Genomic DNA, 21,816 nt, shown 5'->3' with positions numbered 1-21,816 from the left:
CGTATGGCCCTCCGTGCCGCGCTCACCAGGGGAGTCACCCATGCCGTTCCCGCAGCCGTCGGGCACCGCACCCGGCAGCCGAAGCTCCGGCAAGAGGGGGGTCCTGTGGCGGCTCGGCGCGTGGTCGGCCCGCCACTTCGTCCTCGTGATCGCCGCGTGGATCGTCGCGCTCGCCGGTCTGCTCACCCTTGAGCACGCGTACGGCGGGGAGTACTCCGACAACTACTCGCTGCCCGGCACCCAGTCCCAGGACGGACTCGACGTGCTCCGGGCGCACGAGCCGGCGGCCGGCGGCTACAGCGCCCAGGTGGTGCTGTACGACTCCGCCAAGCCGCTCACCGAGGTGAGCGACCAGATCTCCTCGGCGGTCACCGCGCTCGGGAAGCTGCCGGACGTCCTCAGCGCGCAGAACCCGCTGTCCGCGCCCGGCACCACGCCGCCGAGCGTCCCGCCGGGCACGCCGAACCCCGGACCGCTCTCGACGGACGGCAGGACCGCCTACATCACGATGCGCTTCAGCGTGCAGCCCTCGACCCTCGGCGACGACTACCTGGACGGCGTGGACAGCGCCGTGGCGCCGCTGCGCGCCGCCGGTGTCGAGGTCGAGTACGGCGGACCGCTGGGCGAGCTCGCACGGCCGGAGGCGAACGACGAGCTCAGCGAGGCGATCGGCTTCGGGGTCGCGATCGTCGTGCTCCTGATCGGCTTCGGCAGCGTGATCGCGGCCGTTCTGCCGCTGGTCACCGCTCTGTTCGCGGCCCTCTGCGGGGTCGCGATCCTCGGCCTGCTCGCCTCCGTGTGGACCTTCGCGACCGTCTCACCGACCCTGGCGACGATGATCGGCATCGGTGTCGGCATCGACTACGCGCTCTTTCTGATCACCCGCCACCGCCAGCTGCTGATGAACGGCATGGATCCGGTGACGGCGGCCGGGACCGCCACCGCCACGAGCGGCCGAGCCGTCCTCGTCTCGGGATGCACCGTCATCATCGCCCTGTCCGGGCTCTGGGTCTCCGGACTGACCTTCATCGGCCTGCTCGGACTCGCCGCGACCTCGACCGTCGTCACCGCCGTCCTCGGCGCGCTGACGCTCGTACCGGCGATGCTCGGTCTGATCGGGCGGCGGATCGACAGACTGCGCGTGCGTACCCCGGTCGCCGAGACCGACATCGAGGAAGGCGTGGAGACCGGCACCTGGCACCGCTACGCCCTGCGGGTGGAGCGGCGCCCCTGGTGGTTCCTGACCGCGGGTGTCGGAGCGCTCGTCATCCTCGCCATTCCCATGTTCTTCATGCAGCTCGGGCACATCGGCGACGGCGCCGATCCGAAGTCCTTCACCGACCGGCGGGCCTTCGACCTGATGTCCTCGGCCTTCGGTCCGGGTTCCAACGGGCCGCTGACCCTGGTGATCGACCAGACCTCGGTGCCGGCCTCCGACCGGTCCGCCCTCGCCTCGCAGGCCGCGAAGGCCCTCACCGGGGTGCCGAACGCCGCCCTGATCACCCCGCTGACGCAGACGTCGGACGGGGACGTCCTCATCGGCACCGCCTACTCGGTCGCCGCACCCCAGGACGAGAAGACGACGGAGCTGGTGAACACCCTGGCCGGCACCTCCCTGCCGAACGCCGTCGCCGGAACGGACGCGTCCACGTACGTCACCGGCACCACCGCCGCCCAGGTCGACTTCCTCGACATCGTCTCCAGCCGGCTGCCGCTCATCATCGCCGTGGTCGTCGCCCTGGCGTTCCTCGTCATCCTGGTCGTCTTCCGGGGCCCGCTCGTCGCCGCCAAGGCCGCCGTCCTCAACCTGCTCTCGATCGGCGCCTCGTACGGGGTGGTGGTCGCCGTCTTCCAGTGGGGCTGGGGCGGACCCGCGCTGGGGGTCTCCGGAGACGTCCCGATCGAGAGCTACGTGCCGATGATGATGTTCGCCATCGTCTTCGGCCTCAGCATGGACTACGAGATCTTCCTGCTGTCCCGTGTCCACGAGGCGTGGCTGCGCACCGGCGACGCCAAGGCGAGCGTCGCACACGCCCTGGAGATCACGGCCCGTGTCATCACCTGCGCGGCGCTCATCATGGTCAGCGTCTTCGCGGCCTTCATCATCAGCGACAACATCGTGGTGAAGATGCTGGGCCTGGGCCTGGCGGCGAGCGTCCTGATCGACGCGACGATCGCCCGTCTGCTGCTGGTACCGGCCGTGATGACGCTGCTCGGGCCAAAGGCCTGGTGGACCCCGCACTGGCTGGACCGCATCCTGCCGCACCTGGACACCGAGGGCGACAGCGAGCTCGCCGCGGCGACCGGGAACGGCGCGGCGGGGGCACGGAAGACACCGTGACCCCGCCGGACCGCCGTCGGCTCAGCTGTCGAAGCCCAGGCCCAGTCGGTCCATCGCCTTCAGCCACAGGTTGCGGCGGCCGCCGTTCTCGTCGGCGCGCGCCATCGACCACTTGGTGATGCCGATGCCGGCCCAGGCGATCGGCTCCGGCGGGAAAGGCAGCGGCTTGGAACGGACCATCTCCAGATCGGTCCGTTCGGTGCGCTCGCCCGCGAGCAGGTCGAGCATCACGTCGCCGCCGAAGCGGGTGGCGCCCACGCCGAGGCCGGTGAAGCCCGCGGCGTACGCGACCCTGCCCTGGTACGCCGTACCGAAGAAGGCGGAGAAGCGCGAGCAGGTGTCGATCGCGCCGCCCCAGGCGTGGCTGAAGCGGAGCCCCTCCAGCTGCGGGAAGCAGTGGAAGAAGTGCTCGGCGAGCTTCAGATACGTCTCCGGCCGGTGGTCCATCTCGGCGCTGACCCGGCCGCCGAAGCGGTAGACCGCGTCGTAGCCTCCCCACAGGATCCGGTGGTCGGCGGTGATCCGGAAGTAGTGGAACTGGTTGGCGCTGTCGCCGAGCCCCTGACGGTTCTTCCAGCCGACGGCGGCGAGCTGCTCGGGCGAGAGCGGCTCGGTCATCAGGGCGTAGTCGTAGACCGGGACCGTGTAGTGCCTGACCCGCTTGACCAGCGACGGGAAGACGTTGGTGCCGAGCGCGACCCGGCGGGCGAGGACCCTGCCGTACGGGGTGCGCACGCCCATGCCCGCGCCGACGGAGACGAGGTCGAGACCGGGGGTGTTCTCGTAGATCCGCACGCCCAGGTCCTGGCAGGCCCGCTTCAGGCCCCAGGCCAGCTTGGCGGGGTTGAGCATGGCGACGCCGCGCCGGTCCCAGAGACCGCCGAGGAAGGTGGGGGAGGCGACCTCCGCGCGGACCGCGTCGCCGTCGAGGAGTTCGAGCCCGTCCGCGAGACCGAGCCGCTCGATCTCGGCGTACGCCTCGTGCAGTTCCTCGACCTGGTACGGCTCGGTGGCGACGTCGATCTCGCCGGTCCGCTCGAAGTCGCAGTCCAGGCCGTAGCGGTCGACCGCCGCCTCGATGGAGTCGAGGTTGCGCTCGCCGAGTTCCTCCAGCTTCGGCAGCTCGCCCGGCCAGCGGGCGAGCCCGTTGCCGAAGCCGTGCGTGAGGGAGGCGGCGCAGAAGCCTCCGTTGCGGCCCGAGGCGGCCCAGCCCACCTCGCGCCCTTCGATCAGTACGACATCCCGGGAGGGGTCGCGCTCCTTGGCGAGGAGCGCGGTCCACAGGCCGCTGTAGCCTCCGCCGACGACGAGAAGATCGCACTTCTCGGTGTGGGTGAGGGCGGGCAGGGCTCCGGGCTTGCCGGGGTCTTCCAGCCAGAAGGGGACGGGCTGGGCGTCGGAGAGTGATTGTGCAGCGAGACGCATGGCGACTGGGGCCATGGTTTCCAACTCCTTCAGGTGTTGCTCAGGATCTACTCAGCTCGTCGCTGATTTCTTGCGCCGGTTGGTGATGATCTGTCCGGCTACCACCATCAGTACGGCAATGATGAACATCGCCGTGCCGATGACGTTGATCTGGACCGGCGTGCCGCGCTGCGCCGAACCCCAGACGAACATGGGGAAGGTGACGGTCGAGCCCGCGTTGAAGTTGGTGATGATGAAGTCGTCGAACGAGAGCGCGAAGGCGAGCAGCGCGCCGGCGGCGATGCCGGGGGCGGCGATCGGCAGCGTGACCCGTACGAACGTCTGCACCGGGCCCGCGTAGAGGTCGCGCGCGGCCTCCTCCAGACGCGGGTCCATGGACATCACACGCGCCTTGACTGCCGTCACCACGAACGACAGGCAGAACATGATGTGGGCGATCAGGACGGTCCAGAAGCCGAGCTCGATGCCCATGTTGAGGAAGAGGGTGAGCAGCGAGGCGGCCATGACGACCTCGGGCATCGCCATCGGCAGGAAGATCAGCGAGTTGATCGCGCCGCGCGCCCGGAAGCGGTAGCGGACCAGCGCGAAGGCGATCATCGTGCCGAGGACCACCGCGCCGACCGTCGCCCAGGCGGCGAGCTGCAGCGAGAGCGACAGCGACTCGCACATGTCGGCGACGCCGCAGGGGTCCTTCCAGGCGTCCAGCGAGAAGCGCTGCCAGGCGTAGTTGAAGCGCCCGTTCGGCTTGTTGAACGAGAACGCCATCACGACGATGTTCGGCAGGATCATGTACGCGAGCGTCAGCGCTCCCGCGATGGCGACAAGGTTCCGACGGATCCAACGCATCAGACCAGGTCCTCCGTTCCCGCGCGGCGGATGTAGACGGTGACCATGAGGAGCACGATCGCCATGAGGATGAAGGACAGGGCGGCGGCCGTCGGGTAGTCGAGGACCCGCAGGAACTGCGACTGGATGACGTTGCCGACCATCTTGGTGTCGGTGGAGCCGAGGAGCTCCGCGTTGACGTAGTCACCGCTCGCCGGGATGAAGGTGAGCAGCGTGCCCGAGACCACACCCGGCATGGAGAGCGGGAACGTCACCTTGCGGAAGGTGGTGGCCGGGGAGGCGTACAGGTCCTTCGCCGCCTCGTGCAGCCGCCCGTCGATCCGCTCCAGCGAGGTGTAGAGCGGCAGGATCATGAACGGCAGGAAGTTGTACGTCAGACCGCAGACCACCGCCATCGGCGTGGCGAGCACGCGGTCGCCCTCGGTCCAGCCGAGCCAGCTGGTCACGTCCAGGACGTGCAGGGCGTTCAGCGCGTCGACCACGAGGCTGTCGTCCGCGAGGATCGTCTTCCAGGCCAGCGTCCGGATGAGGAAGCTGGTGAAGAAGGGCGCGATGACGAGGACCAGCAGCAGGTTGCGCCAGCGGCCGGCCTTGAAGGCGATCAGATAGGCCAGCGGGTAGCCGAGGAGCAGACAGAGCAGCGTGGCGGTCCCGGCGTACAGCAGGGAGCGGACGAACTGCGGCCAGTACTCCTGGAAGGCGTCCCAGTAGGTCTGGAAGTGCCAGGTGACCTCGAAGCCCTCCTCCAGGGAGCCGGTCTGCACCGAGGTGGAGGCCTGGTAGACCATCGGCAGCGCGAAGAAGACGAGGAGCCAGACGATGCCGGGCAGCAGCAGCCAGTAGGGGACGAGCCGCCTGCGGGTGGAGGGCCTGCGCGTCACCGGTGCTCCGGCCGGCGTCGCCTCCTCCTCCTTGGTGAGAGTGGGTGCGCTCACGAGGCGTCCTCCACCGTCTCCACGCCGGCGGAGCCCACTGTCCCGGCAAGCGGGGACTGACCGGCGTCGAGGCCGAAGGTGTGGGCCGGGTTCCAGTGCAGGACGACCTCGGCGCCGGGAACGAGGCGCGCGTCCCGCTCGATGTTCTGCTCGTACACCTGGAGTTCCGCCCCCGCCGGGCTGTTCACCACGTACTGCGTGGAGACGCCGATGAAGGAGGAGTCGGCGATCCGGCCGGTGACCTTGTTGCGGCCGTCGGCTATCTTGCCCGCGTCGTCGGCGTGCGCGAGCGAGATCTTCTCGGGGCGGACGCCGACCAGGACCTTGCCTCCGGTGCGTACGGTCGCCGTACAGCGGTCCGCGGGCAGCCGGAGCTTGCCGCCGCCGGCCGTCACGACCAGGTCGGAGCCGCCGGTCTCGACGACCTCGGCCTCGATGAGGTTGGAGGTGCCGAGGAAGTTGGCCACGAACGTGGTCCGCGGGTTCTCGTACAGGTCGGCGGGCGCGCCGAGCTGCTCGACCCGACCGCCGTTCATCACCGCGACCTGGTCGGCCATGGTCATGGCCTCCTCCTGGTCGTGGGTGACGTGGACGAAGGTGATGCCGACCTCGGTCTGGATGCGCTTGAGCTCCAGCTGCATCCGGCGGCGCAGCTTGAGGTCGAGGGCGCCGAGCGGCTCGTCGAGGAGGAGGACCTGCGGGTGGTTGATGAGCGCGCGGGCCACGGCGACGCGCTGCTGCTGGCCGCCCGAGAGCTGGTGCGGCTTGTGCCGGACCTTGTCGCCCAGCTGGACGAGTTCCAGCATGTCGTCGACCTGCTTCTTCACCGACTTGATACCCCGTCGGCGCAGGCCGAAGGCGACGTTCTCGTAGATGTCCATGTGCGGGAAGAGCGCGTAGGACTGGAAGACGGTGTTGACCGGCCGCTTGTACGGCGGGAGGTCGGTGACGTCCTTGTCGCCGAGGAACACGGTGCCGCCGGTGGGGTCCTCCAGGCCGGCGATCATGCGCAGCGTGGTGGTCTTCCCGCAGCCGGAGGCTCCGAGGAGGGCGAAGAACGAGCCCTGCGGGATGGTCAGGTCGAGCGGGTGGACGGCGGTGAAGGAGCCGTACGTCTTGCTGATGCCGGTGAGACGGACGTCGCCGCCGCCCGTGTTCTTTCCAGTGTGAACAGTCTTGTCAGTCATGGGTTGCGATCCCAGGTTCGTAAGAGGTGGACGACGGGTCTCAGGCACCGATGAGCTTGGCGAACTTCTCCTCGTACGCCGTCTCTTCCTCGCTGGTCAGCGAGCGGAAGGCGTGGGACTTCGCGGCCATGGCCTTGTCCGGCAGGATCAGCGTGTTGCTCGCCAGCTCGGGGTCGATCCTGGCGAGTTCGTCCTTCACGCCGTCGACCGGACAGACGTAGTTGATGTACGCGGCGAGCTGGGCGGCGACCGGAAGCTCGTAGTAGTAGTCGATGAGCCTCTCGGCGTTGGCTTTGTGCCGGGCCTTGGCCGGGACCAGCAGGTTGTCGCTGGAGGTGATGTAACCGGCCGACGGGATGGCGAACTTGATGTCCGGGTTGTCGGCCTGGAGCTGGATGACGTCACCGGCCCAGGCGAGACAGGCCGCCAGGTCGCCCTTGTCCAGGTCGGCGGTGTAGTCGTTGCCGGTGAAGCGCCGGATCTGCTTCTTGTCGACGCCCTTCTGGAGCCGGCCGATCGCCGCGTCGTAGTCGGCGTCGGTGAACTTCCCCGGGTCCTTGCCCATGTCCAGCAGGGTCATGCCGACCGAGTCGCGCATCTCGGTGAGGAAGCCGACCCGGCCCTTGAGAGCGGGGTCGTCCAGGAGCTGGGTGACGGAGTCGACCTTCTTCCCGCCCGTCGCCTTGGAGTTGTAGGCGATCACCGTGGATATGCCGGTCCAGGGGTACGAGTAGGCACGGCCCGGGTCCCAGTCGGGGCGGCGGAACTGGGTGGAGAGGTTCGCGTAGGCGTTGGGGAGGTTGGCCGCGTCCAGCTTCTGCGCCCATCCGAGCCGGATGATGCGGGCGGCGAGCCAGTCGGTGACGCAGATCAGGTCGCGGCCGGTGTCCTGGCCGGCCGCGAGCTGCGGCTTGATCTTGCCGAAGAACTCGACGTTGTCGTTGATGTCCTCGGTGTACTTGATCTTGATCCCGGTGCGCTTCGTGAACGCCTCCAGGGTGGGGCGGGACTTCTCGTCCTCGCTGACGTCCATGTACTCGGTCCAGTTGGAGAAGGCGAGCGTCTTCTCCTTGGCCGAGAAGTCCGTCGACGCGGGGCCGCCCTGGCCCTCCCGCTTGGCCGGCGGGATGCCACACGCGCCCAGGGACGCGAGGCCGCCGATCGTGAGCGCGCCGACGCCTCCGGCGCGCAGCATCGAACGGCGGGTGAGGGCGCCCCGGCCACTCGTCAGACTGCGTCGCATCGCCGCGAGCTGTGCGGCGGAAAGGCTGTCGGGCTCGTACTGCTCCATGCGCTGTGCCTCTCGGGGGTTGGGGAGGGACTACCGGTCTCCGAAGATCGTGCGGTGCCAGTCCTTCCGGACCACCGCGGTGTTTTCGTACATCACGTGCTTGACCTGCGTGTACTCCTCGAAGGAATACGACGACATGTCCTTTCCGAACCCCGACGCCTTGTAGCCGCCGTGCGGCATCTCGCTGATGATCGGGATGTGGTCGTTGACCCAGACGCATCCCGCCTTGATCTCGCGGGTGGCGCGGTTCGCGCGGAAGACGTCGCGGGTCCAGGCGGAGGCGGCGAGGCCGTACGGGGTGTCGTTGGCGAGCCGGAGGCCGTCGTCGTCGCCGTCGAAGGGCAGGACCACCAGGACCGGTCCGAAGATCTCCGACTGCACGACCTCGCTGTCCTGCGCGGCGCCGGTGATCAGGGTCGGACGGTAGTACGCACCGGCCTCCAGCTCGCCGCCGGGGGCCTCGCCGCCGGTGACGACGGTGGCGTAGCCGCGGGCGCGGTCGACGAAGCCGGCGACGCGGTCGCGCTGGGCGTGGCTGATGAGCGGGCCGAGGTCGGTGGCGGGGTCGAACGGGTCGCCCAGGCGGACCGTCTCCATGAGCTCGGCGACGCGGGCGACGAAGGCGTCGAGGAGCGGGCGCTGGACGTACGCGCGCGTGGCGGCGGTGCAGTCCTGACCGGTGTTGATCAGGGAGGCGGCGACGGCGCCGTGGGCGGCGGCCTCCACATCCGCGTCGTCGAAGACGACGAAGGGCGCCTTGCCGCCGAGTTCGAGGTGGAGCCGTTTCACGGTGGAGGTGGCGATCTCGGCGACGCGCTTGCCCACGGGGGTGGAGCCGGTGAAGGAGGTCATCGCGACGTCGGGGTGGCCGACGAGGTGCTCGCCCGCGGTGCGCCCGGCGCCGGTGACGATGTTGACGACGCCGTCGGGGATGCCGGCCTCGGCGGCGGCCTGGGCGAACATCAGCGAGGTGAGCGGGGTGAGTTCGGCCGGCTTCAGGACGACCGTGTTGCCGGCTGCGATCGCCGGGAGGATCTTCCAGGCCGCCATCTGGAGCGGGTAGTTCCAGGGCGCGATGGAGCCTACGACCCCGATGGGCTCGCGCCGTACGTACGAGGTGTGGTCGCCGCTGTACTCGCCGGCGGACTGGCCCTGGAGGTGCCGGGCGGCCCCGGCGAAGAAGGCGGTGTTGTCGACCGTGCCGGGTACGTCGAACCCGGTGGAGAGCTTGATCGGCTTGCCGCACTGGAGGGACTCGACGTGGGCGATGTCCTCGGCCCGCTCGGCGAGCACGCCCGCGAACCGGTGGAGGGCGTCGGAGCGCTCACCGGGGGTCGCGCCCGCCCAGGCGGGGAACGCCTCCTTCGCGGCGGCGACGGCGTCGTCCACGTCGGCGGTGGACGCGAGGGTGTAGGTGTACACGCTCTCGCCGGTGGCCGGATCGACGACGCTGTGCTTGTCCCCTGAGGTTCCGGGGCGCAGCCGCCCGCCGATGTACTGTGCGCCGTCCGCGAAGCGGTCCGTCAGCTGGAAGCGGTTGCCCATGACGCTCTCCGTTGTTCCAGTTCGAATTGAGTGCCGATCCTGACAGAGGACGATCGGTCCAACAAGTGATTCCGTCGTTGCCTTTTGGTTACGCGACGGAATCGGTCGACCATGTGTCGAGGGCTCGGGGAAATGACAGTACGGAGTGTCCGTGGCGGCTGCCAGAATCCCGTGCATGCGGACGATCGACACGCTGACGGAGCACGTCAGCAGGGGTGAGAAGGTCAAGTGGCTGCACTTCTGGGGCCACCGGCCGAGGCCGGACGGGCAGCTCTCGGCGAGCTGTCTGAGCCAGTGGTGGGAGTCACCGTTCGAGGTCGACGGAGTGCGGTACGCGACCGCCGAGCACTGGATGATGGCGGCCAAGGCGAGGCTCTTCCAGGACCCCGAGGCGGAGCGGGCGGCGCTGTCGTCCGGTACGCCCGCGGAGGCGAAGAAGGCGGGACGGCTGGTGCGGGGCTTCGACGAGACGGTGTGGGAGCGGGAGCGCTTCGGGATCGTCGTCGAGGGCAGCGTGCACAAGTTCGCGTCGGACGAGGCGCTGCGGGCGTACCTGCTGGGCACCGGGGGGCGGGTTCTGGTGGAGGCGAGCCCGCTGGACCGGGTGTGGGGCATCGGTCTCGGTGCCGAGGACCCACGCGCGAAGGATCCCGCCCGGTGGCGGGGCCTGAACCTGCTGGGGTTCGCGCTCATGGAGGCGCGGGAGCGGCTCCGCTCGGGCGTATGAGAAGGGGCCCCGGCGCACGGGGGCCCCTTTCTCCGTGACGGCCGCTAGCGGTTCCCGACCACCAGGCTCGTCGCGAACGGGTCGTCCGAGCTGTCGTCGTAGTTCTCGCCCTCGACGACGGCCCAGATGATGAACGTCAGGAACACGGCGCTGACCAGGATGCCGATGGAGCCGAGGACGATGCCCGCCGTGGCCATCCCGCCGTTGTTCGCCTCGCCCCGCTGGACCTTCTTGCGGCCGATGATGCCGAAGACCAGGGCCAGGATGCCGAGGATGACGCCGAGCCCGTACATGCAGAAGCCGGCCACCGCGATGATGCCGAGCACCATCGCCGCGATCCCCATCCCGTTGGACGGGGCCTGCTGCCATCCCGGCTGGCCGTAGCCGACGGCCCCTCCCGGGTATCCCGGGTACCCGGGATACCCGTATCCCGACGGCGCGGGCGCCGTGACCGGCGGCGGTGTCGGGTAGCCGTACGAGCCCGTCGCCGGGCCTCCGGGGGCGACCGGCGGCGGCGGTACGTCCCCGGCGGACGGCATGGCCGCCATCGTCGGCTGGTCGTGCACCGGCGGACGGTTCTGCGGCATGGGCTCCGGCGTCGCCGCCTTGCTCAGTTCCACCCCGTCGCGGTTCGGCGGAGCCCACGGGTCCGTGGGGTCGTATCCGCCCCGCGGCTGGTCGCTGTTGTCAGACATGGGCCTCCCCCATCGTGGTCACGCCATGCTACGACCTCACTCCGACACGGAACCCGCCCGGGCCTACGATGATCCTTGACCTGGCTCCTCCTCAACGAGGGGAGTCCCGCGGCTCGCGCCGCGAGGGTTTCTGCTTCGTCGCCGACTGCCCGCCCGGAATTCTCCGTTGAGGTCTGACACCGGCTCCACAGACTGTCACCGCCAGCCCGGCGGCCAAGAGGTTGCGCGCTGAGTTCACGTCCCGGTCGTGGGTCGCCCCACAGCGGTCGCACGTCCAGGTGCGGACGCCGGGCGGCCGCTCCTCGGCGAGGGTGCCGCAATGGGAGCACAGCTCGGAGGAGGGGAAGAAGCGATCGACCACGACCACTTCCCGCCCGTACCAGGCGGCCTTGTACTCCAGCATGCTCCGGAACTCGGCCCAGGCCGCGTCACTGATGGCGCGGGCGGGTTTCGAGTTCTTGACCATGTTGCGCACGGTCAGGTCCTCGATCACGAGCGTTTGGTTCTCACGCACGAGTCGAGTGGTCAGCTTGTGCAGATGATCCCGACGGCGGTCGGCGATCCGGGCATGGGTCCTGGCCACCCCGCGCAGGGCCTTCGCCCGGTTCGCCCCCTCCCCCGGGGCCTTCCTCGCCAGTCGGCGCTGAGCCTTGGCCAGTGCCACGCGGTCACGGCGCTCATGCCTCGGGTTGGCGATCTTCTCGCCGGTGGAGAGAGCCAGCAGGTGGTCCAGGCCGGCATCGATCCCGACGACCGCGTCCGTGACGGGGAGCGGTCGGACTCCCGGGTCCTCGCACAGCAGGGAGACGAACCAGCGTCCCGCCGCATCCTGGGACACGGTCACCGTCGTAGGACTCGCCCCCTCGGGAAGAGACCTGGACCACACGACGGCCAGCGGATCGGTCATCTTCGCGAGCGACAGCTGACCGTCCCGGAAGCGGAAGGCGCTCGTGGTGTACTCGGCGGACTTGCGCGACTTCTTCCGCGACTTGAAGCGCGGATACCTGGCACGCCCGCCGAAGAAGCCGGCGAACGCGGACTGCAGGTGCCTGAGCGCCTGCTGGAGCGGAACCGACGAGACCTCGTTCAGGTAGGCCAGTTCCTCGGTCTTCTTCCAGGCCGTCAGCATCGCGGAGGTGGCGTTGTAGTTGACCCGCTCCTGGCGCACCCACGCCTCCGTGCGAGCGGCGAGCGCCATGTTGTAGACCTTCCGCACACACCCGAACGTGCGCGACAGCTCCGCTGCCTGCGCCTCCGTCGGATGGAAGCGGTACTTGAACGCCCGCTTCACGGGGGTGGTCACAGCTCACAAACTACCATCTCGACCAGTGACCCCTCTGGGCATGAGTCCGTTCCCCCCGGCCCGACAGCGGGGGTATCCGTGAAGGAAGCCAGATGACCGACCTCCACCCCTTCATCGCGGGGCTGCCGAAAGCCGAGCTGCACGTCCACCACGTCGGCTCCGCCTCCCCCCGGATCGTCGCCGAGCTGGCCGCCCGGCACCCGGACTCCAAGGTCCCCACGGACCCGGAGGCGCTCGTCGACTACTTCGTCTTCACCGACTTCGCCCACTTCATCGAGGTCTACCTCTCCGTCGTGGACCTGGTCCGCACCCCGGAGGACGTCCGGCTGCTGACCTACGAGGTCGCCCGGGACATGGCCCGCCAGAACATCCGGTACGCCGAGCTGACCATCACCCCGTACAGCTCGACCCGCCGCGGGATCGACGAGTACGCCTTCATGGCCGCGATCGAGGACGCCCGGAAGGCCGCCGAGACCGACTTCGGCGTCGTCCTGCGCTGGTGCTTCGACATCCCGGGCGAGGCCGGTCTCGAGGCCGCGGAGGAGACCGCCCGGCTCGCGGTCGACCTGCGCCCGGAGGGCCTCGTCTCGTTCGGGCTCGGCGGCCCGGAGATCGGTGTGCCGCGTCCGCAGTTCAAGCCGTACTTCGACCGGGCCGTCGCGGCGGGCCTGCGCTCCGTCCCGCACGCGGGCGAGACGACGGGCCCGGAGACGATCTGGGACGCGGTGAGGGACCTGGGCGCCGAGCGCATCGGCCACGGCACCAGCGCCGTCCAGGACCCGGAGCTGCTCGCGTACCTCGCCGAGCACCGGATCGCCCTGGAGGTCTGCCCGACCTCGAACATCGCGACCCGTGCCGTCGCCGACCTGGACCGGCACCCCATCAAGGAGATGGTGGCGGCCGGCGTCCTGGTGACGATCAACAGCGACGACCCGCCGATGTTCGGCACGGACCTGAACAACGAGTACGCCGTCGCCGCCCGGCTCCTGGAGCTCGACGAGCGCGGTCTCGCGGCCCTCGCCAAGAACGCGGTCGAGGCGTCCTTCCTCGACCCGGCAGGCAAGGCGCGGATCACCGCGGAGATCGACGGCTACACCGAGAAGTGGCTGGCGCGCTGACACTCGCGACAATGGCCCCATGGACCACGTCACTGTCGTAGGCCACCGCGGGGACCCGTACCGCGTCCGCGAGAACACCCTCGCCTCGATCGTCTCGGCGATCGAGGCGGGCGCGGACGCCGTCGAGGTCGATGTACGGCTCACCGCGGACGGCGTCCCCGTCCTGCTCCACGACGACACGCTCAAACGGATGTGGGGCCATGACCGGCCCCTGTCCGCGGTCTCCCTCGCGCAGCTCGGCGAGCTGACGTACGACGGCGTGCCCACGCTGCGCGAGGCCCTGATCGCGGCGGGGCCGTACCGGCTGATGCTCGACCTGCCCGGTGGGAACGAGGACTCGGTCCGCCGAATCGTCGGCACGGTCCGCGAGTGCGGTGCCGCCGAGCGCGTCTACTACTGCGCGGGCGGCGTCGCCATGCTCCAGGTGCGGGCCGCCGACCCGTCCGCCGAGATCGCGCTGACCTGGACCTCGCTCGCCCCGCCCCGGGCGACGCTGCTGGACGCCGTGCGGCCGCGCTGGCTCAACTACCGCTTCGGTCTGGTGAGTCGGGAGCTGGTGGAGCGGGTGCACCGGGACGGCTGTCTCGTCTCCGCCTGGACCGCGGACACCCGCCGCACCATGCGTAGGCTCCTGTCTCACGGCGTGGATGCGATCACCACCAACCGGGTGGACGCGCTCGCCGCCGAACTGCGAAGGGGTACGCCGAGGTGACCGGGACCGACAGGATCCGTACCGACATCGCGCACAACGCGCGGGTGTGGAACTACTGGCTGGGCGGCAAGGACAACTATCCGGTGGACCGGGAGGTCGGCGACCAGGTCACCGGCTTCTACCCGAGCATCGGCGAAGTGGCCCGCGCGGACCGGGCGTTCCTCGGACGGGTGGTGACGCATCTGACGGCCGAATCGGGGGTGCGCCAGTTCCTGGACATCGGTACGGGCCTGCCGACGGCCGACAACACCCACGAGGTCGCGCAGCGCCTCGCCCCCGAGGCCCGGGTCGTCTACGTCGACAACGACCCCATCGTGCTGACCCATGCCCGCGCTCTGCTGACCAGCAGCCCGGAGGGCGTCACCGACTACGTCGACGCGGACGCCCGGGACCCCGGGCGGATCCTGGAGGCGGCGGCTCGGACGCTGGACCTGTCACGGCCGGTCGCGGTCATCATGCTCGGCATCCTCAACTTCGTCCTCGACACCGACGAGGCCCGGTCCGTCGTCCGTACGCTGATGGATGGGGTCCCCTCCGGGTCGTACCTCGTGCTGACCCACCCGACGCTGGAGCCCGAGCTCGGCGGCGAGGGCAACGTGGCGGCCATGGCGTTCTGGAACGAGAACGCGACCCCGCCGATCACGGCCCGCACCCGCGCCGAGTTCACCTCGTTCCTGGACGGTCTCGACGTCCTGGAGCCGGGTGTCGTGTCCTGCGCGAGCTGGCGGTTCGCCCCGGCGAGCGAGGTGGCGCAGTTCGGCGCGGTGGGCCGGAAGCCGTAGTGGGTGTACGGGGGGGACGTCCGGGGTGGTGGGAGCGGGCGCGGGAGTTCGGGGCCTCCCGTCCTCAGGCCGTGGACGTGGGGATCGCGCTCCTCGTCCAGGCGGCCATGACGATGCCGTTCGTGGTGCCGCGCCCGCCGGAGCTGGAACCGGCGACCTGGCCCGCGTACGGTCTGACGACGCTCACCGTCGTCCCGTTGGTCTGGCGCCGTCGCGCACCGTTCGCCGTGCTCCTCGCGATCGTGGCGACCAGCGCGCTGTACCGACTGGCCGTGGAGGGCCCCGGTCAGCCCCTTCCGTACACCGGGCTCGTCATCGTCTACACGATCGCGGCGCTCTCGCCGCCGCCGAAGCGGCTGGCGGCCGTCCTGCTGCTGGTGGCCGCGGTGCCGCTGTCGGTGTGGCTGAACACCCGGTCGGCGCGTGAACTCACGTTCTCCCTCTTCGTGTTCGCGGCGGCGTACGTCTTCGGACGGCTCACCGACGCCCGGCAGCGGGCCACGCGGGTGGAGACCGAGCGGGCGGCGGCGCGCGAACGGGCCCGGATCGCACGGGAGATGCACGACATCCTCTCGCACGCGGTGAGCCTGATGATCGTGCAGGCGGAGGCGGGTCCGGTGGCGGTGCGGGCGGCTCCGGAGCGGGCGGAGGCCGCGTTCGAGGCGATCTCCGCGACGGGTCGGGACGCGATGGCGCGGCTGCGCGGGATGCTGGGGGTGCTGCGGGAGGGGACCGAGGACCCCGAACCCCTGGAGCCGCAGCCCGACCTCGGCGGGCTCCCCGGCCTGCTGGAGGGCGTACGGGCGGGCGGGCTGGACGTCTCGTACGGGACGGTGGGCGGGGTCCGTTCCCTGCCCCCGGCCACCGGGGCGACGGTCTACCGGATCGTCCAGGAGGCGCTGACGAACGTGGTGAAGCACGCGGCGGCCCGCACGGCCGCCGTGCGGCTGGCGTATGGAGAGGGCGTGCTGGAGGTGGTCGTGACGGACGACGGGCGAGGGCCCCGGCGGGGAGCGCGGGCCGGGGCCGGAGGGCACGGGCTGGTCGGGATCCGTGAGCGGGCGGCCGCGCAGGACGGGACGGCCGAGTGCGGGCCGGGGCCGGAGGGCCGGGGCTTCGAGGTCCGGGTCACGCTCCCCGTGGCCTCCGTCCGGGAGGGGGCGCGGTGACGATCCGCGTGGTGGTGGCCGACGACCAGGAGCTGGTCCGCAGCGGCTTCGCGATGATTCTCGACGTACAGCCGGACATCGAGGTCGTGGCGGAGGCCGGCGACGGAGCGGCCGCGGTGGAGGCGGTGCGCCGCCACTCCCCCGACGTGGCGCTGCTCGACATCCGGATGCCGCGCATGGACGGCATCGAGGCCTGCCGGACCATCGGCGCCGAGTCGGCATGCCGGACGGTGATGCTGACGACCTTCGACTCCGACGCCTATGTGTACGAGGCGCTGCACGCGGGCGCGAGCGGGTTCCTCCTGAAGGACGTGCGCCGGGACGATCTGGTCCACGCCGTACGGGTCGTGGCGCGGGGCGACTCGCTGCTCGCCCCGTCGGTGGCGCGACGACTGATCGAGGAGTACACCCGCCCGGCGCGGCGTCCGCCCCGCCCCGACCCGCGCCTCGGCGCGCTGACGGCCCGTGAGCGGGAGACGCTGCTGCTCGCGCGGTCGAGGAGTGGTACGCGAACCGCTTCGAGATCCACGATCCGCGCGCGATGGTCCGCTCGGCCACGGCGAAGCGGCCGGAGTTCGCCCCGGGCGAGAAGCAGCACTACCTCAACATCGGCTACACGATCGCGGGGCTGCTCATCGAGCGGGTGACGGGCGACACGTACGAGCGTCAGGTCACGGCACGCGTCCTCCGGCCGCTCGGGCTGCGTGACACGTACCTCCCCGGGACCGACCCGCGGATCCGGGGCCCGTACAACCACGGCTACCAGACGATGAGGCTCGCGGACGGCTCGACCGGACTGCGCGACGTGTCGGTCTGGGGTACCACCGACGGCTGGGCCGCGGGCGACCTCGTCTCCACGACGGCGGATCTGCAGCACTTCACGCAGGCGCTGTTCCAGGGGCGGGTGGTGCGCGGACCGCTCCTGGAGGAGATGTTCACCCTGCCGGAGGTGCCGGACTTCAAGAGCGGCGCCCCCGGCGCGTACTCCGTCGGGCTGTCGATGAAGGAGCTCGGCGGGCGGGAGGTGTGGGGGAAGACGGGCGGCCGTTGGGGCTACAACACGGCGATCGCCTCGACCCGCGACGGCTCCCGCACCATGGTCCACAGCGTCAACTCGACGGACGCGAAGGGCCAGGGCATGAACAGGGTCGCCCTGGCCCTGATGGTGGCGGCCTACGGCGCGCCGACCGGCTGAGGCGCTGCGGCCACGGCCTGCACCGCTTCGAGGCGCTTGATCATCCGCCGTACGACGAGCAGCGGGACGACCCCGAAGACGCCGAACGACATGTCGATGACCGACCACCAGAAGGGGATGCCCCGGATCGGGCCGCAGATCAGGGCGAGCGGAATGATGCCGGCACAGGCGATCATCCCGAACTCGATCACCCAGATGTTCCGTACCGGGTCACGGTAGGGACCGTAGAACGCGACGGCGATGACGAGGTGCGCGAAGGCCAGCCAGTCGGTGCCGTACAGGAGGAAGGGGTATTGGGAGTCGGCGGCGTCGAGACCCTCCCGTACGCGCAGGATCCACTCCAGGAGACCAGGGAAGAGCTCCGCGACGGGCGCCGCCCAGCCGGTCAACGCGTCCTCGGTCATCCGGAGTTCGGTGACCAGCGGGAAGGCGGTGACCCCGCTCAGCACCAGACAGACGATGAAGACGACCAGCCACACACGGATACGCCTGAGAAGGGCCGTCGGCCCCTTCGTCTCGTTCATGACAGCACCCTACGCCCGTCATGAACGTGTTCAAAAACGGGGGTGCCCCGTCACCTTCCGGGCGAGTCCGTGCGCGGCGACGGTCACCGCGGCGGTGACCGCGAGCCCGGTCATCACATCCCTCGCCCGCGTGGGCCGCAGCACACCGGCCCGCCTCAGACGGCCCCGCGCCCAGAGGGCGAAGGGCACGACGATCAGCGGCGAGGTCGCCGAGCCGGGCGTGTACCCGCGGACGGCGGCGGCCTGCGCCAGATGGACGAGACCGTGCAGACCGAAGCCGTTCAGCGCGGCCTGGTAGAAGGCCGACCGGCCGCCGGAGCGCTGTCCGGCGACGGCCGCGGCGGCCACGACTGCCCCGACCGCCGTCACGGCGACCGCGAACTCCCGCTCGTCCACACTTTCCGCGGCTTTCCAGACCGCCTCCGGAACCTCCGGAAAGCGCTCACGCAGTTCCGGCAGACGCTCCCGGAGCCAGCGGGGCCCGAGGAGGACCTCCTCGGCGTCGTGCAGGGCCCAGGCGGCCAACAGGCCGTACGTCACAGCCGAGTTCACAGCCGAGCCCACCGTGGGGTCGGCGTTCGGGTTCGATTCCGAGTTCACCTCGGGGGAACTCACAGACCGACGATCGAGTTCCACCTCCTCGCGAACTCGGCCCGCTCCTGCGAGGTGATGTCCCGGGCGATCGCGAGGCGTCCGCGCATCGCGTCGTCGGGGAAGATCAGCGGGTCCTCGGCGAGGGCCGCCAGTTCCTCGTCGTCCGAGGCGGCGAGCACGTCGCGGGCGGCGGGGACCGGGCAGACGTAGTTGACCCAGGCGGCGAGTTCGGCGGCCACCTCGGGGTCGTAGTAGTAGTCGACCAGCTTCTCGGCGTTGGCCTTGTGCTGCGCCAGGTTGGGGATCATCAGCGACTCGGCCCAGAGCTCGGCGCCCTCCTCCGGCACGACGAACTCGATGTCGGGGTTGTCGGCCTGGAGCTGGATCACGTCGCCCGAGTAGGCCTGGCAGGCGAGCACGTCCCCGGTCGACAGGTCCTTGATGTAGTCGTTGCCGGTGAAGCGCCGGACGTGCCGCTTCCGTACGAGACCCTCGACCTGCTCGCACACCGTGTGGAAGTCGTCGGCGGTCCACCGCGTCACGTCGACCCCGTTGCCCTGCATGAGCAGAGCGAAGGACTCGTCGAGCCCGGACAGCAGGGTGACCTTCCCGCGCAGCTCGTCGTCCCACAGCTCCCCGACCGACCGGATCTCCCGCCCGAGCTTCGCGCGGTTGTACGCGATGCCGGTGATCCCGGACTGCCAGGGAACGGTGTGCCGCCTGCCCTCGTCGAAGGCGGGCGAGCGCAGCTGCGGGTCCAGGTAGCGGGTGATGTTCGGCTGCGCGGCCCGGTCCATCTCCTGCACCCAGCCGAGCCGCACGAACCGGGCGGCCATCCAGTCGCTGACGACGATGAGGTCCCGGCCGGTCTCCTGGTGGTTCATCAGCGCGGGACTGATCTTGCCGAAGAACTCGTCGTTGTCGTTGATCTCCTCGGTGTAGCGGACGGAGATCCCGGTGTGCTCGGAGAACGCGTCCAGCGTGGGCCGCTTCGACGTGTCGTCGTCATCGGTGTCGATGTAGAGGGGCCAGTTGGCGAAGTCGAGCGTGCGGTCCCGCGCGGACAGGTCCCGGCCGGCCCGCTCCCCCGGCTCGACGTAGGCGGCCGGCACTCCGCACCCCGCGAGCAGGGTGGCGGCCCCGGCGCCGCCCATGCCGCGCAGCATGGACCGGCGGGACATGGTCTTCCTCGCTGTCGCTCTCATCCGAGCAGCATCGCGGGCGTGCCACGCGGGGACAATGGACGCTCCGTCGACGGAACGCCCGCGGCCCCGACACCCTGTCGATCAAGATGCCGGGGCCGCAGGCCCGCATGTGCCCGCCGAGGCCGGACGGCCGACACGCCGGCGCCCCTCATCGGGGAGCGACGCCCGGTGGCCGCTGCCAGATGACGACCCCGGCATACCCCTCGGGGAGTTCCGGGTACGACAGCCCGAGGTGCGGTCTGTCGCGGCGGTCGCGGGGGACGGGGTGGTGGTCGGGCGGTGCCGCCCTGTCGTAGGCCTGGCGTCGGGCCGCCGAGCGTCCTGCCGCCAGGGCCGTCGCGTCGGCGCCGTCACCGAGGCGGGTGAGCCCGACGCCGACCGGGGTGTCCGCGAGCGCGTACAGCACCAGACCGTCGGCCTGCGCGAGTGAGAAGTACACGCGATCGTCACCGGCGGTGGCGAACCCGTGGGTGCCGCCGCAGCGCGTGCAGGGCACCTGGGTGACGGTCGGCTCCGGATCCGGCCTCACCGCTTCCAGCCAGGCGTCCAGCAGGTGCCTCAGGCCCGGGAGAGCCGCCGCCTCGTCCGGCAAGGTGGACGGGCCCGTCCGGGACCGGTCGGGCAGGGCGAGCAGCCACGTCGCGGGACGGTCCGGCATGCGGGGCACCTGCGCCGGTGGCGCGGTCAGGGTGAGCGTGGCCGGTGGCTCGCCCACGGGGGGCCGCTCCCAGGGGGAAGGCGGTCGCGGGCCCGAAGTCCCGCCGGGGGCGGCCGGCCCCCTACGGACCGGCACGTCGGCGCCGTCGCCGGTGGGCCGTTTCGTTCCCTCGCGCTTCCAGCGTGGCGCGCGCCCCCTACGGGGCGGTTCCTCCGGGGGTTCGTGCGGCATGGTCACTCCGTCCGGCCTGCCGCCACGCCCCCGTGCGGTCTCAGGGGCGGGCAGCGGCGATCTGGTCCGTCAGGCTCACGTTGCTCAGGGTCCTGGCGTCGAATCGAGGGGTCGCGACGTAACCGCCTCCGTCGATCACCGAGTTCACGCCGTAGATGAGCCCCAGCTGGTCGCCGGGGTCGTACTCGACCAGCCACGGCGAACCGCTCGACCCTCCCACCATGTTCGGACAGTAGGCGTAGATCATGTTCTGCGGCGGCGGAGTGGGCTCCGTGATGTCGTTGCACTCCTCCTGGTGCTCACCGTCGTACGGGGCCTCGGCGGGGTAGCCGATGATCGTGACGTCGTTCACCGCGCCCTGGTCGGCCACGACACCGAAGCCGCCTGCCGCCTCGGCCACGTGCTCTCCCGCGCCGTTGTCGTGGGTGATGATCAGGCCGTAGTCGTGCTCCAGATCACCCTCCGCCGACCAGAGGGAGTCGGTCGTGACGTTCCACGCCGGGAACACCCCGAGCGGGGCGTCACCGTTCTCGTATCCGGGGACGAACACGACGTTCTTCATCCAACCGCCACCAGGGCCCTGGTACAGGCAGTGGCCCGCGGTCATGACGAGGGTCGACGCCGGAGTGTCGATGGCCGAGCCGCTGCACACGTCCGGGGTTCCGTCGGGGTGCTCGAAGAACACCTTCCCGACGGTGTCGACGGACGGGCCCGCCGCCGCGACCGAGGTGGCCTGCGCCTGCTCCGGCGAGCGCTGGAACGCGGCACGCATGCGCTCCGGCGTCCAGTGCTTCACCCGCGCCCTGACGCTTCCCGCGGTCGCCGGCTCCCCGACGGCCAGGGTGGTGGGCGCTGACGGCTCGGCGGCACTCGCACTGCCCGCCGGGAGGGCGAGAGAGGCGGCGGCCGCCATGGAGAGCGCTGCCGCGAACAGGCGTCTCGCGTGGTTGTTCATCAATCCCCTTTTCCCGGAAGGAAGTTCCTCGTATTCGCACATTCGTGCGACGAGTGGGAACCCTACGGGGGGAGATCGAGAAGCCGGGACGGGGCCACCCAGCTTGTCTTGTTACGGCCACTCGAACGTCTCATTCCGGGCTGTCGCGCGGCCCGCCGGCGAGGGCGCGAGGCTCTCCGGACACGCCGGCACCCGGCGGGCCGAGCCCACGGACGGAGCCCGCGCGGACCGAGCCCACGCACACGTGAGGGCCCCGGGGGCCGCCGTCCCCCCCAGGCCCCCCGGGCCCCCCCCCCCCCCGTCCCCCCCCTCGTCTCGCGGTGCCCGAACCCCTCGTCTGCGCGGACCAGCTCACCCCGGGGAATCCCCCCGTGCTTT

Annotated in this window: 21 protein-coding genes; 8 read left to right on the top strand and 13 right to left on the bottom strand. The window is 70.6% G+C overall.

Annotated features, from left to right (window positions below; translation table 11 throughout):
- Positions 1 to 40: 40 nt before the first annotated feature.
- Complete coding sequence (locus tag ACFUJR_RS03470; protein ID WP_383174211.1) at positions 41 to 2,341, top strand: MMPL family transporter; 2,301 nt, start codon at positions 41 to 43, stop codon at positions 2,339 to 2,341.
- Positions 2,342 to 2,362: 21 nt separating this feature from the next.
- Here ACFUJR_RS03470 and ACFUJR_RS03465 read toward each other — a convergent pair whose 3' ends face one another.
- From ACFUJR_RS03465 to ACFUJR_RS03440, 6 genes are read right to left on the bottom strand one after another with little or no spacing between them, the layout of a single operon-like run.
- Positions 2,363 to 3,781 carry an NAD(P)/FAD-dependent oxidoreductase gene (locus ACFUJR_RS03465; protein ID WP_383174214.1) on the bottom strand — a complete coding sequence of 473 codons (1,419 nt, stop codon included), beginning with the start codon at positions 3,779 to 3,781 and terminating at the stop codon, positions 2,363 to 2,365.
- A gap of 36 nt (positions 3,782 to 3,817) precedes the next feature.
- The gene (locus ACFUJR_RS03460; RefSeq protein ID WP_383174217.1) at positions 3,818 to 4,612 is read right to left on the bottom strand and encodes an ABC transporter permease; all 795 of its coding nucleotides are present in this window, start codon (positions 4,610 to 4,612) and stop codon (positions 3,818 to 3,820) included.
- Positions 4,612 to 5,547 carry an ABC transporter permease gene (locus tag ACFUJR_RS03455; RefSeq protein WP_383174220.1) on the bottom strand — a complete coding sequence of 312 codons (936 nt, stop codon included), beginning with the start codon at positions 5,545 to 5,547 and terminating at the stop codon, positions 4,612 to 4,614. Before ACFUJR_RS03455 ends, ACFUJR_RS03460 begins: the two co-directional genes overlap by 1 nt.
- Entirely contained in the window at positions 5,544 to 6,734 is a 1,191-nt protein-coding gene (locus ACFUJR_RS03450) for an ABC transporter ATP-binding protein (protein WP_383174223.1), read from the bottom strand. The genes ACFUJR_RS03455 and ACFUJR_RS03450 overlap by 4 nt, the downstream gene beginning before the upstream one ends.
- A 40-nt stretch (positions 6,735 to 6,774) precedes the next feature.
- A complete protein-coding gene (locus tag ACFUJR_RS03445; RefSeq protein ID WP_383174226.1) occupies positions 6,775 to 8,025 on the bottom strand; it encodes a PotD/PotF family extracellular solute-binding protein in 1,251 nt (416 codons plus the stop codon).
- Positions 8,026 to 8,055: 30 nt separating this feature from the next.
- Positions 8,056 to 9,570: a gamma-aminobutyraldehyde dehydrogenase gene (locus tag ACFUJR_RS03440; RefSeq protein WP_383174229.1), complete on the bottom strand. Its 1,515-nt coding sequence runs from the start codon at positions 9,568 to 9,570 to the stop codon at positions 8,056 to 8,058.
- Between the two features lie 175 nt (positions 9,571 to 9,745).
- Here ACFUJR_RS03440 and ACFUJR_RS03435 point away from each other — a divergent pair, with 175 nt between their 5' ends.
- Positions 9,746 to 10,297, top strand: coding sequence for an NADAR family protein (locus tag ACFUJR_RS03435; RefSeq protein ID WP_383174232.1), 552 nt, complete (start codon positions 9,746 to 9,748; stop codon positions 10,295 to 10,297).
- Between the two features lie 44 nt (positions 10,298 to 10,341).
- Here the strand turns inward: ACFUJR_RS03435 and ACFUJR_RS03430 are convergent, their stop codons facing one another.
- Positions 10,342 to 10,992 carry a DUF4190 domain-containing protein gene (locus tag ACFUJR_RS03430; protein ID WP_383174235.1) on the bottom strand — a complete coding sequence of 217 codons (651 nt, stop codon included), beginning with the start codon at positions 10,990 to 10,992 and terminating at the stop codon, positions 10,342 to 10,344.
- 91 nt (positions 10,993 to 11,083) lie between these two features.
- Positions 11,084 to 12,295 (bottom strand): RNA-guided endonuclease InsQ/TnpB family protein, encoded by a 1,212-nt coding sequence (locus tag ACFUJR_RS03425; protein ID WP_383174238.1) that lies wholly within the window; start codon positions 12,293 to 12,295, stop codon positions 11,084 to 11,086.
- Between the two features lie 92 nt (positions 12,296 to 12,387).
- Here ACFUJR_RS03425 and ACFUJR_RS03420 point away from each other — a divergent pair, with 92 nt between their 5' ends.
- The 6 genes from ACFUJR_RS03420 (at position 12,388) to ACFUJR_RS03395 (ending at position 17,271) form a co-directional block, all read left to right on the top strand.
- Positions 12,388 to 13,413 (top strand): adenosine deaminase, encoded by a 1,026-nt coding sequence (locus tag ACFUJR_RS03420; protein WP_383174241.1) that lies wholly within the window; start codon positions 12,388 to 12,390, stop codon positions 13,411 to 13,413.
- Between the two features lie 19 nt (positions 13,414 to 13,432).
- Positions 13,433 to 14,125, top strand: a complete 693-nt coding sequence (locus tag ACFUJR_RS03415) for a glycerophosphodiester phosphodiesterase (protein WP_383174244.1) — start codon at positions 13,433 to 13,435, stop codon at positions 14,123 to 14,125.
- Positions 14,122 to 14,907 carry an SAM-dependent methyltransferase gene (locus ACFUJR_RS03410; protein WP_383174247.1) on the top strand — a complete coding sequence of 262 codons (786 nt, stop codon included), beginning with the start codon at positions 14,122 to 14,124 and terminating at the stop codon, positions 14,905 to 14,907. Before ACFUJR_RS03415 ends, ACFUJR_RS03410 begins: the two co-directional genes overlap by 4 nt.
- Positions 14,908 to 15,014: 107 nt before the next feature.
- Complete coding sequence (locus ACFUJR_RS03405; RefSeq protein WP_383174266.1) at positions 15,015 to 16,076, top strand: sensor histidine kinase; 1,062 nt, start codon at positions 15,015 to 15,017, stop codon at positions 16,074 to 16,076.
- On the top strand, positions 16,073 to 16,723 hold the full coding sequence (locus tag ACFUJR_RS03400) for a response regulator transcription factor (RefSeq protein WP_383174250.1): 651 nt from the start codon (positions 16,073 to 16,075) through the stop codon (positions 16,721 to 16,723). Before ACFUJR_RS03405 ends, ACFUJR_RS03400 begins: the two co-directional genes overlap by 4 nt.
- On the top strand, positions 16,618 to 17,271 hold the full coding sequence (locus ACFUJR_RS03395) for a serine hydrolase domain-containing protein (protein ID WP_383174253.1): 654 nt from the start codon (positions 16,618 to 16,620) through the stop codon (positions 17,269 to 17,271). The genes ACFUJR_RS03400 and ACFUJR_RS03395 overlap by 106 nt, the downstream gene beginning before the upstream one ends.
- On the opposite strand, the gene ACFUJR_RS03390 is transcribed toward ACFUJR_RS03395, so the two are convergent.
- From ACFUJR_RS03390 to ACFUJR_RS03370, 5 genes are all read right to left on the bottom strand, one after another.
- Positions 17,250 to 17,795 (bottom strand): hypothetical protein, encoded by a 546-nt coding sequence (locus tag ACFUJR_RS03390; RefSeq protein ID WP_383174256.1) that lies wholly within the window; start codon positions 17,793 to 17,795, stop codon positions 17,250 to 17,252. The two genes, ACFUJR_RS03395 and ACFUJR_RS03390, sit on opposite strands and share 22 nt — an antisense overlap.
- Positions 17,796 to 17,825: 30 nt before the next feature.
- Entirely contained in the window at positions 17,826 to 18,347 is a 522-nt protein-coding gene (locus ACFUJR_RS03385; RefSeq protein WP_383174269.1) for an HXXEE domain-containing protein, read from the bottom strand.
- Positions 18,348 to 18,406: 59 nt separating this feature from the next.
- On the bottom strand, positions 18,407 to 19,570 hold the full coding sequence (locus ACFUJR_RS03380) for a PotD/PotF family extracellular solute-binding protein (protein ID WP_383174272.1): 1,164 nt from the start codon (positions 19,568 to 19,570) through the stop codon (positions 18,407 to 18,409).
- Positions 19,571 to 19,742: 172 nt separating this feature from the next.
- Complete coding sequence (locus ACFUJR_RS03375; RefSeq protein ID WP_383174259.1) at positions 19,743 to 20,309, bottom strand: hypothetical protein; 567 nt, start codon at positions 20,307 to 20,309, stop codon at positions 19,743 to 19,745.
- 214 nt (positions 20,310 to 20,523) lie between these two features.
- Positions 20,524 to 21,438: a trypsin-like serine peptidase gene (locus tag ACFUJR_RS03370; RefSeq protein WP_383174262.1), complete on the bottom strand. Its 915-nt coding sequence runs from the start codon at positions 21,436 to 21,438 to the stop codon at positions 20,524 to 20,526.
- Between the last annotated feature and the right edge of the window lie 378 nt (positions 21,439 to 21,816).

Source organism: Streptomyces sp. NPDC057271 (assembly GCF_042668715.1).
GTDB lineage: Bacteria > Actinomycetota > Actinomycetes > Streptomycetales > Streptomycetaceae > Streptomyces.
This window is presented reverse-complemented; position numbering and strand designations above follow the sequence as displayed.

Coding starts and splice junctions, on each gene's coding strand:
- ACFUJR_RS03470 (WP_383174211.1), top strand. CDS start 41: ATGCCGTTCCCGCAGCCGTCGGGCACCGCACCCGGCAGCCGAAGCTCC.
- ACFUJR_RS03465 (WP_383174214.1), bottom strand. CDS start 3,781: ATGGCCCCAGTCGCCATGCGTCTCGCTGCACAATCACTCTCCGACGCC.
- ACFUJR_RS03460 (WP_383174217.1), bottom strand. CDS start 4,612: ATGCGTTGGATCCGTCGGAACCTTGTCGCCATCGCGGGAGCGCTGACG.
- ACFUJR_RS03450 (WP_383174223.1), bottom strand. CDS start 6,734: ATGACTGACAAGACTGTTCACACTGGAAAGAACACGGGCGGCGGCGAC.
- ACFUJR_RS03445 (WP_383174226.1), bottom strand. CDS start 8,025: ATGGAGCAGTACGAGCCCGACAGCCTTTCCGCCGCACAGCTCGCGGCG.
- ACFUJR_RS03440 (WP_383174229.1), bottom strand. CDS start 9,570: ATGGGCAACCGCTTCCAGCTGACGGACCGCTTCGCGGACGGCGCACAG.
- ACFUJR_RS03435 (WP_383174232.1), top strand. CDS start 9,746: ATGCGGACGATCGACACGCTGACGGAGCACGTCAGCAGGGGTGAGAAG.
- ACFUJR_RS03430 (WP_383174235.1), bottom strand. CDS start 10,992: ATGTCTGACAACAGCGACCAGCCGCGGGGCGGATACGACCCCACGGAC.
- ACFUJR_RS03420 (WP_383174241.1), top strand. CDS start 12,388: ATGACCGACCTCCACCCCTTCATCGCGGGGCTGCCGAAAGCCGAGCTG.
- ACFUJR_RS03415 (WP_383174244.1), top strand. CDS start 13,433: ATGGACCACGTCACTGTCGTAGGCCACCGCGGGGACCCGTACCGCGTC.
- ACFUJR_RS03405 (WP_383174266.1), top strand. CDS start 15,015: ATGACGATGCCGTTCGTGGTGCCGCGCCCGCCGGAGCTGGAACCGGCG.
- ACFUJR_RS03395 (WP_383174253.1), top strand. CDS start 16,618: ATGGTCCGCTCGGCCACGGCGAAGCGGCCGGAGTTCGCCCCGGGCGAG.
- ACFUJR_RS03390 (WP_383174256.1), bottom strand. CDS start 17,795: ATGAACGAGACGAAGGGGCCGACGGCCCTTCTCAGGCGTATCCGTGTG.
- ACFUJR_RS03380 (WP_383174272.1), bottom strand. CDS start 19,570: ATGTCCCGCCGGTCCATGCTGCGCGGCATGGGCGGCGCCGGGGCCGCC.
- ACFUJR_RS03370 (WP_383174262.1), bottom strand. CDS start 21,438: ATGAACAACCACGCGAGACGCCTGTTCGCGGCAGCGCTCTCCATGGCG.